Origin of the sequence: Comamonas sp. A23 (assembly GCF_004522605.1) — a bacterium.
In the GTDB taxonomy this organism is placed as follows: domain Bacteria; phylum Pseudomonadota; class Gammaproteobacteria; order Burkholderiales; family Burkholderiaceae_C; genus Comamonas; species Comamonas thiooxydans.
The window spans coordinates 22,597-36,951 of sequence record NZ_RSDT01000007.1 but is presented as its reverse complement, the minus strand read 5'-3'; the positions used below and the strand labels follow the sequence as shown (position 1 = coordinate 36,951).

Here is a 14,355-nt window from a genome sequence, read left to right as displayed (position 1 = left end):
CTTTTCCATTCCGGATTCGAGCCGGCCTGGGATGCGAATATGCAAAGGAATAATGATGCGAGAGGGAGATATTGGCGCGATGCCTCCTGAGCTGCAGCTGGCCCAGCTGCAGGCCTTGGACAGGGTCATGGCCATGGCTGAATTTGGCCTGGATGGGTCGTTGCACCGTGCCAATGACAACTATCTGCAGCTCATGGGCTTTACGCGTGAGCAGTCTCTGGGCCGCCCACATCGCAGCTTTTGCTCTGCGCGTCTGGCCGACAGTGCCAGGTATCGGGAAATCTGGACGCATCTGTGCGCTGGCAATGCCTACTCCGGAGTGGTGGAGCGACTACGCAGCGATGGCAGCAGTTGCTGGCTGGAGGCTACCTATTCACCGGTGATGGATGCCCAGGGCAGGGTGATTCATATTCTGAAGATCGCTACCGACGTCACGCAGCGGCGAGCCCGGGAGCAGGCGCAGCAGGAGCACTTGCGTCGCTTGTCCCTGGTGGCCGATGCCTCCGACACGGCAGTGGTCATCAGTGATGGAAGCTCACGCATCGTGCATGTCAACGGCGGCTTTACGCGCATGTTCGGCTGGCGCACCGAGGAGGTCGCGGGGCTCATGCCGATTGCCTTGCTGGCTCCTCAGGCGTCCGAGGCCTTTGTGGACCACTATCGCGCAGAATTGCGCGCCGGCCAGCCTGTGGGGCGTGAGGAAATCGTGGTCGGCAAGCATGGACAGCGCTACTGGGCCAAGGTCATCAGCAACCCCATCCTCGACGCGGACGGGCGCTGGCAATATACGGTTTCGATGCTGACCGATATCACGCGCTCCAAGATGCATGAGGCCTTGCAGCACCGCGTGCTGGAAGCCATGGCGCGCGAGCGGCCGCTGGTGGAGGTGCTGGAGATGGTGTGCCAGGAGGTCGAGAGGATTGCTCCGGAGGTGACGGCATCGATTCTCGAGGTGGATGCCCAGGGGCTGCTTCACCCGCTGGCCGGACCAAGCCTGCCGCATTCTTATTCAGCGCTGCTAGACGGGGTGGCCATAGGGCCGAATGTGGGCTCCTGCGGAACGGCGGCCTGGCGCAACGCGCCGGTGCTGGTGGACGATATTGCACATGATCCGTTGTGGACGGATTTCAAGCACCTGATCCTGCCGCTGGGGTTCAAAGCCTGCTGGTCCACTCCCATCTGCAACAGCGGCGGCAAGCCGATCGGTACTTTCGCGTTCTATTACCGGGAGCAGCTGACCGGGGATGCCTCGGCTTTTCACCAGCAACTGGTGGATGCCTGCATCCATCTATGCGCCCTGGCGCTGGAGCGTGAGCTGTCGCGCGCGCGCATTCGTCAGCTGGCTTTCTACGACGGACTGACCGGATTGCCCAATCGAAGCCTGCTGCAGGCCAAGGCCGATCAGGCGATTGCATCAGCTGCCGGCAATGACGAGCAGTTGGCGGTGCTGTTCATCGACCTGGACCGGTTCAAGCAGGTCAATGATTCTCTGGGTCATCCTGTGGGGGATGAATTGCTGCGCAATGTCGCGACGCGATTACAGCGCGTGCTGCGCAGCTCCGATATTGCCGGGCGTTTGTCGGGTGACGAGTTTGTTGCCGTGCTGCCGCAATGCGATGCGGAGCATGTGGCCAATACCATCGAACGCCTGCAGGAGCTGCTGGCAGAGCCCCTGAATATTGCCGACACCTCGCTGTCCATATCCGCCAGCGTGGGCATTGCAATGTTTCCCATGGACGGCCGGGATATGGAGACCCTGGTGCACCGCGCCGACATGGCCATGTACCAGGCCAAGAGCAAGGGGCGCGGCCGTTTCTGTTTCTTCAGCAGCGAAATGAACCGCTTGGCCCAGGAGCGCCTGGCATTGGAGACTGCACTGCGCAAGGCGCTCAAAAGCGGCGGCCTGCGCCTGCACTATCAGCCTCAGATCGAAATGGCCACCGGCCGTCTGTATGGCGTGGAGGCCCTGGCGCGCTGGACCCATGCCGAGCTGGGCGAGATTTCGCCTGCCCGCTTTATCCCGCTGGCAGAAGAGTGCGGGCTGATCGCCGATCTGGGAAGCTGGGCACTGGAAGAGGCCTGTCGCCAGCTGTCGCAGTGGAGGGCCAAGGGGATGGAAGTCCCCGCGGTGTCGGTCAATCTGTCGCCATCGAGCTTTCACAATCTGGATTTGCCACGAATGATCGCCGACACGCTGGACCGAAACGATCTGGTGCCGCAGGACCTGACCCTGGAGCTGACGGAAAGCATTTTGCTGGACACCAACCCCAGCACCATGAAGACCATCAACGAGGTGCATGCGCATGGAGTGCGCCTGTCCATGGATGATTTTGGCACCGGCTACTCCAGCCTCAGCTATCTGCGCCGGCTGCCGGTCAGCGAACTCAAGCTGGATCGCAGCTTCGTGGCCGATCTTGAGCATGACGAGGCGGCTCGGGCGTTGAGCAGTGCTATTTTGGGCATTGGCAAGAGTCTGCACCTGACAGTAGTGGCGGAAGGCGTGGAGACGCCAACGCAGAGCGTGATGCTGTGCGAACAGGGCTACCCGGTGGCGCAAGGCTTTCTGTTCGCCCGGCCGCTGACACCGAAGGAGTTTGAGCATTGGCTGGCTGCCAACCCGGCTTCCCCGGTGCCAACCGTGCCAGGCGCCGTCGCTGCATGAACTTGTCGTGCGGAGGTTCGGAACGGATCGCTCCGGCAGCGATGAAGTGATGTGCAGATGCGGCTGAGAGGCCACGCGCATTGTCATGCTGCCCGGGCTTTGGCGGCTGTTCGGCATCTTCGTCAGGATATGCGGGCATGGTTGCAACTTCAACGTTGTGCCTCAAGGCTTCAGTAGGCGGCTCCTGGCAGTGCCGGGGCCGCCACCGTGGCGCCGGCAAACTGGGTACGCAGCTTGCGCGCGGCATTCACGAACATCAACACATCCACACCCACGGCCACAAAGCTGCAGCCGAGTTGAAGGTAGCGCTGTGCCAGCGCGGGGTCCGAGGTCAGCGTACCTGCAGCCTTGCCGCTGGCAACAATGGTCTGCATCGCTGCCTCGATGGCGGCCTGCACCTCGGGGTGGCCGGGGTTGCCGCGGTGGCCCATGGATGCCGCGAGGTCGGCAGGACCTATGAAGACGCCATGCACGCCGTCCACGGCGCAGATGGCTTCGAGATTTTTCAGGGCCGTGGTGGTCTCGGCCTGCACCAGCAGACAGACCTCGTCGTCGGCCACATTCAGATAGTCGGCGCGGCTGCTCCACTGAGAGGCTCGTCCCACGGCACTGCCGACGCCGCGCACGCCCAGGGGAGGGTATTGCGTGGCGGCCACGATGGTCTGGGCCTGGTCTGCCGTGTCCACCATGGGCACGAGCAGCGTCTTGACGCCGATGTCCAGCATCTGCTTGATCAGGGCTGTGCTGCCTTCCACGACTCGCACCACCGGCTGAGCCGGGTGCGGGGCCACGGCCTGCAGGGCGGCCAGGGTGCTGCGCAGATCGTTGGGCGCATGCTCGCCGTCGATCAGCAGCCAGTCATAGCCTGTGGTGGCGGCAGCTTCGGCCAGGTAGGGGGCGGCCATGGACAGCCACAGCCCGATCTGGGGCTGGCGTGCGGCGATGGCGGTCTTGAAGGGATTCAGTGCGGGCATGGGGGTCTCGATTCAGTGAAAGGGCTGAGTGCAGGTGAATAGGCGCGGCGCCTGTAACTGGCGCGGCCCAAGCCAGAGACGCCAAGCAAGAGCCAGGGCTGGCCGCGCAGCTCTTCAGGGTGGTGTCCTGCATTCAATCCAACCCACCTTGGCAGACGTATTTGATGTGCAGGTAATCGTCGAGCCCGTGGGTCGAGCCTTCGCGGCCGTAGCCTGACTCCTTGACACCGCCAAAGGGGGCGGCCTCGGCGGCCAGTGCGCCTTCGTTGATCCCCACGATGCCCGATTCCAGGGCATCGGCGACGCGCCAGATGCGGCGTAGGTCCTGGCTGTAGAAATAGGCGGCCAGACCGAACGGCGTGTCGTTGGCTGCGGCGATGACCTCGGCCTCGTCGTCGAACAGGGTCAGCGGGGCCACGGGGCCGAAGGTCTCTTCGCAGGCGCAGGCCATGGCCGCAGTGGCACCCGAGAGCACGGTGGGGGCGTAGTAGGTGGGACCCAGCTCGGGCAGGCGACGGCCGCCCGTGAGCACCTTGGCGCCCTTGGCCACCGCGTCCTCCACATGGCGGGTGATTTTCTCGACCGAGCGGTCGTTGATCATGGGGCCGATCTGCGAGGCCGGGTCGCTGGCCGGGCCCACGTGCAGGGCCGCCACACGGGCGCTGAGTTGCTGGGCAAAGGTCTCGTGCACCGAGCGGTGCACAAAGACGCGGTTGGGGCAGACGCAGGTCTGGCCGCCGTTGCGGAACTTGGCGGCCATGAAGCCGTCCACGGCGGCTGCCACATCGGCGTCCTCGAAAACGATGAAAGGTGCATTGCCGCCCAGTTCGAGCGAGAGCTTTTTGAGGGTGTCGGCGCTGCGGCGCGCCAAGTGCTTGCCCACGGGCGTGGAGCCGGTGAAGGTGATCTTGCGCACGCGGCTGTCATCCAGCCATTGATCGACCACCTCGGGCGTGCGCTCGCGCGAGGCCGTGACGATATTGAGCACGCCGGCAGGCACGCCGGCTTCATGTGCCAGCAGCACCAGGGCCAGCGAGGTCAGCGGTGTGTCCTCGGCCGGCTTGCAGACCACGGTGCAGCCCGCAGCCAGGGCCGGCGCGATCTTGCGCGCAATCATGGCGGCCGGGAAATTCCAGGGCGTGATGGCGGCGACCACGCCCACGGGTTCGAGCAGGGCGAACATGCGCCGGCCCGGCACGGGCGCGGGAATGACTTCGCCATTCATGCGCGTGGCGGCCTCGCCGAACCATTCGATATAGCTGGCGGCATAGGCGACTTCGCCCTTGCCTTCGGCCAGGGGCTTGCCCTGCTCCAGCGAGATCAGCGTGCCCAGATCGTCCTGATGGGCCAGCACCAGATCGTTCCAGCGCTTGATGATGGCAGCGCGCTGCTTGGCCGGCAGCTTGCGCCAGGCAGGCAGGGCCGCCTGGGCTGCGTCCACTGCGGCGCGCGCATCGGCCGCACCGGAATCTGGCACGCTGGTGATGGTGTTGCTCGTGGCCGGATCGGTCACGGCAAAGCTGGCGCCGCTGGCAGCAGGCGTCCAGGCGCCGGCGATGAAGTTGGCGCTGCGCTGCAGTTCGGTGCGTTGCAGTCTGAGTGGCGTGGCGTTCATGGTGAAAATCGCAGAAAGTGAAGATCGGATAAGGGCGCAAAGCTCTGGAAGATGCGTTTTCTTCAGCTCACGATGCCCAGATGCCAGGGCACGAATTCGTGGTCGCCCAGTCCCAAGGCTTCGCTCTTGGTTGGTTCGCCGCTGGCATGGCGCAGGATCTGCTCGAAGATCTGCTGGCCCAGCTCGGGCACGCTCAGCTCTCCGTCGACGACCACGCCGCAGTTGATGTCCATGTCTTCCTGCAGGCGCTGGTACATGGGCGTGTTGCTGGCCAGCTTGATGGTGGGTGCAGGCTTGCTGCCGAACATGGAGCCGCGGCCCGTGGTGAAGCAGATCAGCTGGGCGCCGCTTGCGATCTGGCCCGTAGAGGCCACGGGGTCGTAGCCAGGCGAGTCCATGAAGACGAAGCCGTGCTCGGTGATGGGCTCGGCGTATTCATAGACGGCGCGCAGCGGCGTGGTGCCGCCCTTCATGGCGCTGCCCAGGGATTTTTCAAAGATGTTGGCCAGGCCGCCGGCCTGGTTGCCATGGCCGACCACGCCGTTAAACTGGGCGTTCTGGCCGGCTGCATAGCGTTCCCACCAGGCCAGGCGGTCCAGCAGCTTCTGGCCGACTTCGGGACTGATGGCGCGGCGCGTGAGCATGAACTCCACGCCGTGGATCTCGGGCGTCTCGGACAGAATGGCCGTGCCGCCGTGGCGCACCAGAATGTCCATGGCCGCGCCCAGGCCGGGGTTGGCCGTGATGCCCGAAAAACCGTCCGAGCCGCCGCATTCCAGGCCGATCTTGAGGTGGCTGGCAGCGACGGTGCTGCGCTGGGCCTGGTTGGCGATGGGCAGCATTTCTTCGATGGCGGCAATACCGGCCGCTATGGTGGCGCGCGTGCCGCCCACTTCCTGCATCACCAGGGTGCGCAGCAACTGGCCTTCCTTGAGGCCTTGCGAATCCACCAATGCATCGACCTGGTTGCGTTCGCAGCCCAGACCCACGATGAGCACGCCCGCCAGGTTGGGGTGGCGCGCATAGCCGGCCAGGGTGCGGCGCAGCACGTCGAAGTGCTCGCTGGGCGAGGACATGCCGCAGCCGCTGTTCTGGGCAAAGGCGGCCACGCCATCCACATTGGGAAAGGCTGCCAGCCGCTCGGGCGTGAAGTGGGCGGCGATGCGCTTGATCACGGTGGCCGAGCAGTTGACCGAGGACAGGATGCCGATGAAGTTGCGCGTGCCCACGCCGCCGCCCGCTCGCTCAAACCCCTGGAAAGTGGCGCGCTGTTCTTCGGGCACGTAGTCCACGGGCCGTACGTCGGCACCGAACGACGGGTCGCGGTAGTAGTCCACCAGCTTGAGGTTGTGGCTGTGCACATAGTCGCCAGGCTCCAGGTCGCGTGTGGCGACGCCGATCACCGTGTCGTACTTCTTGACCTGCTCGCCCTCGGCGATGCGGCGTGCCGCGATCTTGTGGCCGGCCGGCACCTGGGCGCGCGTGCGCACTCCCAGCTCGGGAATGTCCTGGCCCAGGGCCAGGGCGGTCTTGGCCACCAGCACATTGTCGTTGGGGTGCAGGTGCAGCAGGGAAGAAGAGGAGGAGAGCATCTTGGAGTCCGGGGATGGCGGGCCTGAGGCGGTGAGGATGCGGCGGGGACGCGGCGCGTCAGCGCATCAGCTCGCGCAGTTTGAGTTTGTCGATGAGCACGGTTTCCTTCTGGTAGATCGTGTTCACATACTTGGCGTAGTCGGGGCCGTCCAGGTAGAGCAAGGGGGCGTCCAGCCTGTCGGCCACGGACTTGAACTCTGGGCTGGCCACGGCCTGGCGGAAGGCATCGCGCAGCTTGGCTTCGACTGCGGGCGGCAGGCCCTTGGGCGCGCCGATGCCGTTGGGCGCATCGATGACCACGTTGTAGCCCAGGTCCTTGAGCGTGGGCACGTCCTTGAAGCGCGGCGTGCGTTGCTCGCCCCAGGTGGCCAGCAGGCGCAGCTTGCCGGCTTCCACATGCGGAGCCCAGGAGCTGGAGTCGGCCAGCGCGTCCACATGGCCGCCCAGCACGCCCTGCAGCGCCTCGGCGCCGCCCTTGTAGGGAACATGGCTGAGCTGTATGCCGGCTGCAGCCGCAAACTCCTCCATGCCCACATGGGTGGCGCCGCCCACGCCGGCGTGGGCGTAGGTGATGCTGCCGGGCTTGGCCTTGGCAGCGGCGACGAAGTCCTGCAGGGTCTTGAAGCGCGAGTTGGCCGGTACGGCGATGCCGAAGGTCTGGCCCGAGGTACGCGCGATATAGGTGTAGTCCTTGCGCGGATCGGCCTGCAGCGTGCCAAGCTGGGAGAAGCGCGTGACCGAGATCGGGATCTGGCCGATGGTGTAGCCGTCGGGTTTGGCCGAGGCCAGGGCCTTGGAGCCGATCATGCCGGAGGCTCCGGCGCGGTTTTCCACCGCAATCGCCTGGCCCAGGATGCGGCTGGCCACGGTGCACAGCGCGCGCATGGACTGGTCGGCCGTGCCGCCGGCAGGCCAGGGGCAGATGAAGGTGATGGGGCGCTCGGGCCAGGTCTGGGCCAGCAGGCGGGTGGAACTGCTGAGCGTGGCTGCGCCGAGGGCGCCGAGCACAAAACTGCGTCGGCTGCTGCGTGGGGGGATCATCGCTTGTCTCCTGTCGTTATTTGAACTGCCAGCCCCGATTGTTCAAAACTGCTCCATGACAATCCAATGAAAAGATAGACTCTCTTCATAACTGTTAGGTAATGAAGCCCCATGAGCAAGATCGATCGTGTGCTGCGCTCCAACCTCAAGCTGCGCCATTTGCAGCTGTTGGTGGCGCTGGATCAGTTCCGTCACCTGGGCCGTGCGGCCGAGTTTCTGGCAGTGACCCAGCCCGCCGTCTCCAAGACCCTGGCCGAGGTCGAGCGCATGCTGGGCATGGCGCTGTTCGAGCGCTCCACGCGCGGTACCGAACCCACGGCAGCTGGTGTCAGCATGGTGCGGTTTGCGCGCTCGGTGCTGGCCGGTTTCGAACGCACGCGCGACGAGATGGCTGCCGAGGCCAGCGGTGCCCGCGGGCGCACCAGTGTGGGCGCCATGGTGGTGGCCACGCCCGTGCTGCTGGCGCGCGCTGTGGAGCGGTTAAAAGCGCGTTCGGACCAGACCACGGTGATGGTGGAGGAGGGGGATCTGACGCGCTTGCTGCCCAAGCTGCGCCTGGGTGAGCTGGATCTGTTCGTGGGACGGCTGGAGCCCGGCTATGCCGCGCCCGACCTGGAGACCGAGGCGCTGTACGACGATCCCATGGTGGCCGTTGTGCGGCCCGGTCATGCGCTGCTGGCGCCGGGCGCGGCCAGCTGGCAGGCCCTGGCGGACCAGCCCTGCGTGTTGCCACCGCCCTGGGCCTCGCTGCGTGTGAAGCTGGAGCAGCAGTTCTATGCCCACGGCTTGCATCCGCCGGCCGACATCGTGGAAACCGCGTCCTTTCTCTCGCAGCTGACCTTTGTGCACCAGCGCGGTGCCGTGGCCTTCATGGCGCGTGGCGTGGCCCGCTGCCATGCCGCCCTGGGTACATTGGCCATGCTGGATCTGGTCGTGCCCATAGATCTGCCGCCCGTGGGACTGATCACCTTGCGCGGCCAGCCGCTGACGCCGACCACGGGCTTGCTGGTCGAATGCCTGCGCGAAGTTGCGGGGGAGCTGGGCTGAGCCTGGAATGAGCCTGATATAGGGCGGGCTGGCCCTCTGGAGCCGCTCTGCTCTGGCGTGCTACCGTGGAGCAATCCTTGTCCCATGTCTTGAGCCCTGTGCCCTGTACCTTGTGCCGGACATGGTTCCAGGTCCAACCATGGAGACCCATCTATGACTGCCTTGCCGCCCATGCCTGCACCTCCGGCCGAGCCTGTCAGCGGCCCCGAGGCTTCGGCTCTGATCGATGCCAGAATTGCCAGCCTGGACGACTGGCGCGGCGCCATGCTGGCCCGCGTGCGCGCGCTGATCCATGAGGCCTTGCCCGCCGTGGTGGAAGAACTCAAATGGCGCGGAACGCCCGTATGGTCGCAGGACGGCATCCTGTGCACGGGCGAGACCTACAAGGCCGTGGTCAAGCTGACCTTCGCGCATGGCGCGGCCCTGGCTGATCCGGCCGGCCTGTTCAATGCCAGTCTTGAAGGCGCCACGCGCCGGGCCATAGACCTGCATCTGGGCGATGCGCTTGACGCCGCAGCGTTCCAGGCACTGGTGCAGGCCGCTGCGCAGCGCAATGCCCAGGCCCGGTCGGCCAGAAAACCGGCTTCGCAAGCCAAAGCCAAACCGCGGCCTGCAGCCTAGCTCGCCGCAGCCGATGGCCCTGGGCGTGCAGGCGTGCAAAAGCACCCGGTGCAGGCTCAGCCTGTGCGGGGTGCGTCTTGAATCGGGCCGACTGCAGCCAGCCCGGAGTCATCAGGCCTTGGCGATAGCCGCGGCGATGGCCTCACCCACCTCGGTGGTGTTGGCCTTGCCGCCCAGATCGGGCGTCAGCGGACCGGCCTTGATCGTGTGCTCGATGGCGGCCACGATGGTGTCGTGGGCCTGGCGCCAGGCACCTTCGCTGCGGCCCAGGAAGTCCAGCATCAGCGCGCCCGACCAGACCATGGCGATGGGGTTGGCGATGTTCTTGCCGTAGATGTCGGGTGCCGAGCCGTGCACGGGCTCGAACAGCGAGGGGAAGTTGCGGTCTGGGTTGAGGTTGGCCGATGGTGCCAGGCCGATGGTGCCCGTGGTGGCAGGGCCCAGGTCGGACAGGATGTCGCCAAACAGATTGGTGGCGGCCACCACGTCGAAGCGGCCGGGCTGAAGCACGAAGCGGGCGGTCAGGATGTCGATGTGCTGTTTGTCCAGCGTGACTTCGGGGTAGTCCTTGGCCACATCGTCGGCGCGCTTGTCCCACCAGGGCATGCTGATGGCGATGCCGTTGCTCTTGGTGGCCAGCGTCACGTGCTTCTTGGCGCGGCTCTGGGCCAGAGCGAAGGCGTACTTGAGCAGGCGATCGGCGCCCTTGCGCGAGTAGACCGATTCCTGGATGCAGATCTCGCGGTCCGTGCCTTCGAACATCACGCCGCCCAGCGAGGTGTATTCGCCTTCGGTGTTTTCGCGCACCACGTAGTAGTCGATGTCGCCGGGCTTGCGGCCGGCCAGGGGGCAGGGCACGCCTTCGAACAGGCGCACCGGACGCAGGTTGATGTACTGGTCGAATTCGCGGCGGAACTTGAGCAGCGAGCCCCACAGCGAGACATGGTCTGGCACGGTGGCGGGCCAGCCCACGGCGCCGAAGAAGATGGCGTCCATGCCCGAGAGCTGGGCCTTCCAGTCGTCGGGCATCATCTGGCCGTGTTCGGCGTAGTAGTCGCAGTGGGCCCAGTCGAAATGGTGGAACTCCAGCGGCAGGTCGAAGCGCTTGGCTGCGGCTTCCAGCGCGCGCAGGCCTTCGGGCATGACTTCCTTGCCGATGCCGTCGCCGGCGATGACTGCAATCTTTTTGGGAGTGGACATGGTGCTCTCTCGTGAATGTGTTGGGTGGCGAGGCAGCGGCTCAGCCTGTGCCTGGCGGTATTCTGCACCTTGCATAACTGAATACAATTGACTGATCGTGGCCTGATTGTTTACAGATCGTGCAGAAAATGCCCTCGCCCGAAGACCTGCGTGTCTTCACCACCGTGGTGCGCAAAGCCAGCTTTGCCGAGGCTGCGGCCGCGCACAATGCTTCGCCGGCCTTTGTCAGCAAGCGCATCCGCCTGCTGGAGCAGGAGTTGGGCGTAAAGCTGCTGCATCGCACCACACGGCGGGTCGCTGTCACGGAGCAGGGCGAGCGCGTCTACCACTGGGCGCAACGCATTCTGGACGAGGTCGAGCATCTGCTGCAGGAGGTGGACGTGACGCGGCGCCAGCCGCGCGGCCTGCTGCGGGTGTCCACCAGCTTCGGCTTTGGCCGCAATGTGGTGGCGCCCGCGCTGTCGCAGCTGATTGCGCAATATCCGGCGTTGCAGCTGCGCCTGGAAGTGTTTGACCGCATCGTCGATGTCGCGGCCGAGGGCTTCGATCTCGATGTGCGCGTGGGCGACGAGATCGCCCCGCACCTGATTGCCCGGCATCTGGCCGACAACCACCGCGTGCTGTGCGCGGCCCCGGCCTATATTCAGCGGCGCGGCAGTCCGCGCACGCTCGACGAGCTGGCTGCGCATGACTGCCTGGTCATCAAGGAGCGTGACCATCCCTTCGGTTTCTGGAAACTGCGCTCGGGCAGTCAGGAGCGCAGCGTGAAAGTGACCGGGCCGCTGTCCACCAATCATGGCGAGATGGCCGTGCAATGGGCGCGCGACGGTCATGGCATCGTGCTGCGCTCGCTCTGGGATGTGGCGGCCGATCTGCAGGCCGGCAGCCTGCTGCAGTTGCTGCCCGAGTGGCAGCAGCAGGCGAATATCTGGGCCGTCTATCCGACCCGGCTGGAGCGCTCGGCCAAGGTGCGCGTCTGCGTCGAGTTCCTGCAGGAGTTCTTTAGCAAACAGGCTCCCACGGGACTTCGGAATGCTATTAAAAAAGAAGCTGCTATCGAATGATATACATGAATTTCAGAGTCTTTTGAATCTGAAAGATATGTACGGCAAGCGCAAGCAGCTTCTGTTTTTGAGCCTGATGCCGCGTGGCGGCTCAGGCCGGTGGCCAATTACTTTGTCAGCGCGGCCTTCACGGCAGCGGACACCAGGCCCATATCGGCCTTGCCGGCCAGCTGGGTCTTGACGGCGCCCATCACCTTGCCCATGTCGCCGGGGCCGGAGGCGCCCAGCTCGGTCACGATGGCTTGCACGGCCGAGGTGATCTCGGCTTCGCCCATGCGTTCGGGCAGATAGACCTTGAGCACTTCCATTTCGGCCTTTTCCACATCGGCCAGATCGGCGCGGTTGGCGGCTTCGAAGGCGGCGATGGAGTCCTTGCGCTGCTTGATCAGCTTGTCGACGATGGCGATGACGGCGGCGTCGTCGAGCTCGATGCGCTCGTCCACTTCCTTTTGCTTCATCGCGGCCTGCAGCAGGCGGATGGTGCCCAGGCGTGCGCTGTCCTTGGCACGCATGGCGGTCTTCATGTCTTCGGTAATCTGGGCTTTCAGGCTCATGGCTTTCTCCTTGGGGTGGGCGAATGGTGGTGCGCCGTGTGAACGGCGTTGACTATCCATGCGCTGGGAGGTCACTGCGCGGCCGGGCAGGCTTGGCAGTGGCCAGAAAACAAAAAACCCGCGCCTGGCGTCCCGAGCGCGGGTTTGCGGCTGTTTTAAGGCCGACTGGTCCTAATCAACGATTAGTACAGCTTCTTAGGCAGTTGCATGCTGCGAACGCGCTTGTAGTGACGCTTCACGGCAGCAGCCTTCTTGCGCTTGCGCTCGGCTGTGGGCTTTTCGTAGAACTCGCGAGCACGCAGATCGGTCAGCAGACCCAGCTTTTCGATGGTGCGCTTGAAGCGGCGCAGGGCAACTTCATAGGGCTCGTTTTCTTTGACGCGGATGGTAGTCATTTAATTTCCAGATATATCTGTGCTGACAGAGGGTTCTCGGGAAGATCGGGCCTGAGAGCCATGAACAGCGGTTTCCCCGCCACTTTTTAACTAGTATGGCCGACGGGGTAATGCCAGCAAAGTCGAGCATTATAGACCAAGACTTGGGCTGCGTCTTCAATGGGGCGTGAAGCAATCCGGCGTCGGTCGCGCGCGCATGATTTTTGCGGCAGCAGGCAGGGCGTTGTCGCAGACCAGATCCAGGCGCCGCCATTGTGCCTTTTGGACTATCGGCGCGTTCAAGTCGCGTGTGTTGTGGAGCGAGGCCGGATGCGCAATGCAAGAGCACGGTGCTGCCCAGGCGCCAGGACAGCCGAGCTCGGCTCTGGGGTTTCTTGGGAGTATTGTGTGCACGAAAATTGCATACAGTTTGGAGGCTTTATTTCATGACCGAGGTCAAGGAATAAGTGGGTTTCGTGCTTGTGCGCGTCGCTGTTTTTCTGTGTTCAAGGAGCTTCCATCTTGTCCAGCGCTTCTCATTCCTCATTTATTTCGCGTCGCCAATGGATGGCTTCGGCCGTAGCCGTGCCGGGCTTGCTGGCATTGACGGCCTGTGCCGGCAGGGCCGGAGTTTCCGGGCCTGCCGCATCCGGCGGTTCCCTGGTGGTGGGTGGTCTGTTTGCGGGCTCGCGCAGCGACAAGGGCTTTATGGAGGCTGGCTGGCGCGGCCTGGAAAAAGCGCGCCAGGAGTTGGGCGTGCAGACCCGCTTTCTCGACGGCATGGCGCCCAGGAAGGAGTTGCTGGTGCCGGCTCTTGCACAGCTTGCGGAGCAGGGTGCGCAGCTGGTGATTGCCCATGGCGGGCAGAACAATCAGGCCGCAGCCGAAGTTGCGGCGCGCTTTCCCAGGACCCAGTTCGTCGTGACCCAGGGCGCGGTACAAGGAAGCAATCTTTGCAGCTATGACGTGCTGCAGGAGGAGTCGGCCTATCTGGCCGGCGTGCTGGCGGCGCTGACCACCAAAACCGGGGTGGTCGGCCATATGTCGGGCATTCGCGTGCCCCCGGGGCTCAAGGGGCGTGCTGCCTATGCGGCCGGTGTGCGCGATACCGACCCCAGGGTCAAGCTGCTGACGAACTTCTCGGGCGATCAGGACGACAACGCCTTGTCGCACCGCATTGCCAAGGCCCAGATGGCTGCCGGTGCCGATGTGATCTTCACCATGCTCAACTCCGGCCGCGATGGCGTGACCCAGGCCTGCCGCGAGGCGGGCACGCGCCAGATCGGCAATGTGATCGACTGGACCACGGTGGACCCGCAGGTGTTCGTCGCTTCCGCCTGGGCCGATGTGGGCATTGGCGCGTTCTTGGCCGTCAAGGATATGCAGGAGCGCGGTGCGCCCGGCCCGGGCATTCGCAAGATCGGTTTGAGCGACCCGGCTGCCGTACGCCTGACCATGGGTCAGGGCGTGGCCGGCGCTGTGCGCGAGCGCGTGGCCAAGGCGTCGGCTGCCATCGCCTCGGGGCAGCTCAAGGTTCCTGAACACTATGAAGGCAAGGAGTTTTCTGCCTGACCGGATGGTGCGCCGAAGGTGCAGGCAGCAAAAAAGGA

The 14,355-nt window shown here is 64.7% G+C and carries 12 protein-coding genes; 5 read left to right on the top strand and 7 right to left on the bottom strand.

The window, feature by feature from the left end; translation table 11 throughout:
* Nucleotides 1–55: 55 nt before the first annotated feature.
* Complete coding sequence (locus tag EIC84_RS16150; protein ID WP_034363075.1) at nt 56–2,662, top strand: EAL domain-containing protein; 2,607 nt, start codon at nt 56–58, stop codon at nt 2,660–2,662.
* 170 nt (nt 2,663–2,832) lie between these two features.
* On the opposite strand, the gene hpaI is transcribed toward EIC84_RS16150, so the two are convergent.
* From hpaI to EIC84_RS16130, 4 genes are all read right to left on the bottom strand, one after another.
* On the bottom strand, nt 2,833–3,636 hold the full coding sequence (gene hpaI / locus EIC84_RS16145) for a 4-hydroxy-2-oxoheptanedioate aldolase (protein ID WP_003069380.1): 804 nt from the start codon (nt 3,634–3,636) through the stop codon (nt 2,833–2,835).
* 133 nt (nt 3,637–3,769) lie between these two features.
* Nucleotides 3,770–5,251 (bottom strand): NAD-dependent succinate-semialdehyde dehydrogenase, encoded by a 1,482-nt coding sequence (locus tag EIC84_RS16140; RefSeq protein ID WP_003069382.1) that lies wholly within the window; start codon nt 5,249–5,251, stop codon nt 3,770–3,772.
* Between the two features lie 62 nt (nt 5,252–5,313).
* Nucleotides 5,314–6,843: a UxaA family hydrolase gene (locus EIC84_RS16135; RefSeq protein ID WP_003069384.1), complete on the bottom strand. Its 1,530-nt coding sequence runs from the start codon at nt 6,841–6,843 to the stop codon at nt 5,314–5,316.
* A 58-nt stretch (nt 6,844–6,901) separates the two neighbouring features.
* Entirely contained in the window at nt 6,902–7,885 is a 984-nt protein-coding gene (locus EIC84_RS16130) for a tripartite tricarboxylate transporter substrate binding protein (RefSeq protein ID WP_003069387.1), read from the bottom strand.
* 111 nt (nt 7,886–7,996) lie between these two features.
* Between EIC84_RS16130 and EIC84_RS16125 the strand changes: the two genes are divergently transcribed.
* Both EIC84_RS16125 and EIC84_RS16120 read left to right on the top strand, forming a co-directional pair.
* Nucleotides 7,997–8,932 carry a LysR substrate-binding domain-containing protein gene (locus EIC84_RS16125; protein ID WP_003069390.1) on the top strand — a complete coding sequence of 312 codons (936 nt, stop codon included), beginning with the start codon at nt 7,997–7,999 and terminating at the stop codon, nt 8,930–8,932.
* A gap of 153 nt (nt 8,933–9,085) precedes the next feature.
* Nucleotides 9,086–9,553, top strand: coding sequence for a DUF1801 domain-containing protein (locus tag EIC84_RS16120; RefSeq protein ID WP_003069393.1), 468 nt, complete (start codon nt 9,086–9,088; stop codon nt 9,551–9,553).
* Between the two features lie 111 nt (nt 9,554–9,664).
* Here the strand turns inward: EIC84_RS16120 and EIC84_RS16115 are convergent, their stop codons facing one another.
* A complete protein-coding gene (locus EIC84_RS16115) occupies nt 9,665–10,753 on the bottom strand; it encodes a tartrate dehydrogenase (protein WP_003069395.1) in 1,089 nt (362 codons plus the stop codon).
* Between the two features lie 128 nt (nt 10,754–10,881).
* Between EIC84_RS16115 and EIC84_RS16110 the strand changes: the two genes are divergently transcribed.
* The gene (locus tag EIC84_RS16110; protein WP_003069397.1) at nt 10,882–11,817 is read left to right on the top strand and encodes a LysR substrate-binding domain-containing protein; all 936 of its coding nucleotides are present in this window, start codon (nt 10,882–10,884) and stop codon (nt 11,815–11,817) included.
* 107 nt (nt 11,818–11,924) lie between these two features.
* On the opposite strand, the gene EIC84_RS16105 is transcribed toward EIC84_RS16110, so the two are convergent.
* Both EIC84_RS16105 and rpsU read right to left on the bottom strand, forming a co-directional pair.
* Complete coding sequence (locus tag EIC84_RS16105; RefSeq protein WP_003069400.1) at nt 11,925–12,371, bottom strand: GatB/YqeY domain-containing protein; 447 nt, start codon at nt 12,369–12,371, stop codon at nt 11,925–11,927.
* 182 nt (nt 12,372–12,553) lie between these two features.
* Nucleotides 12,554–12,766: a 30S ribosomal protein S21 gene (rpsU, locus tag EIC84_RS16100; RefSeq protein WP_003052999.1), complete on the bottom strand. Its 213-nt coding sequence runs from the start codon at nt 12,764–12,766 to the stop codon at nt 12,554–12,556.
* Nucleotides 12,767–13,267: 501 nt separating this feature from the next.
* On the opposite strand from rpsU, the gene EIC84_RS16095 reads away from it, so the two are divergent.
* Nucleotides 13,268–14,317, top strand: coding sequence for a BMP family protein (locus EIC84_RS16095; RefSeq protein ID WP_237704510.1), 1,050 nt, complete (start codon nt 13,268–13,270; stop codon nt 14,315–14,317).
* Nucleotides 14,318–14,355: the final 38 nt, after the last annotated feature.

Coding starts and splice junctions, on each gene's coding strand:
- EIC84_RS16150 (WP_034363075.1), top strand. CDS start 56: ATGCGAGAGGGAGATATTGGCGCGATGCCTCCTGAGCTGCAGCTGGCC.
- hpaI (WP_003069380.1), bottom strand. CDS start 3,636: ATGCCCGCACTGAATCCCTTCAAGACCGCCATCGCCGCACGCCAGCCC.
- EIC84_RS16140 (WP_003069382.1), bottom strand. CDS start 5,251: ATGAACGCCACGCCACTCAGACTGCAACGCACCGAACTGCAGCGCAGC.
- EIC84_RS16135 (WP_003069384.1), bottom strand. CDS start 6,843: ATGCTCTCCTCCTCTTCTTCCCTGCTGCACCTGCACCCCAACGACAAT.
- EIC84_RS16130 (WP_003069387.1), bottom strand. CDS start 7,885: ATGATCCCCCCACGCAGCAGCCGACGCAGTTTTGTGCTCGGCGCCCTC.
- EIC84_RS16125 (WP_003069390.1), top strand. CDS start 7,997: ATGAGCAAGATCGATCGTGTGCTGCGCTCCAACCTCAAGCTGCGCCAT.
- EIC84_RS16120 (WP_003069393.1), top strand. CDS start 9,086: ATGACTGCCTTGCCGCCCATGCCTGCACCTCCGGCCGAGCCTGTCAGC.
- EIC84_RS16115 (WP_003069395.1), bottom strand. CDS start 10,753: ATGTCCACTCCCAAAAAGATTGCAGTCATCGCCGGCGACGGCATCGGC.
- EIC84_RS16110 (WP_003069397.1), top strand. CDS start 10,882: ATGCCCTCGCCCGAAGACCTGCGTGTCTTCACCACCGTGGTGCGCAAA.
- EIC84_RS16105 (WP_003069400.1), bottom strand. CDS start 12,371: ATGAGCCTGAAAGCCCAGATTACCGAAGACATGAAGACCGCCATGCGT.
- rpsU (WP_003052999.1), bottom strand. CDS start 12,766: ATGACTACCATCCGCGTCAAAGAAAACGAGCCCTATGAAGTTGCCCTG.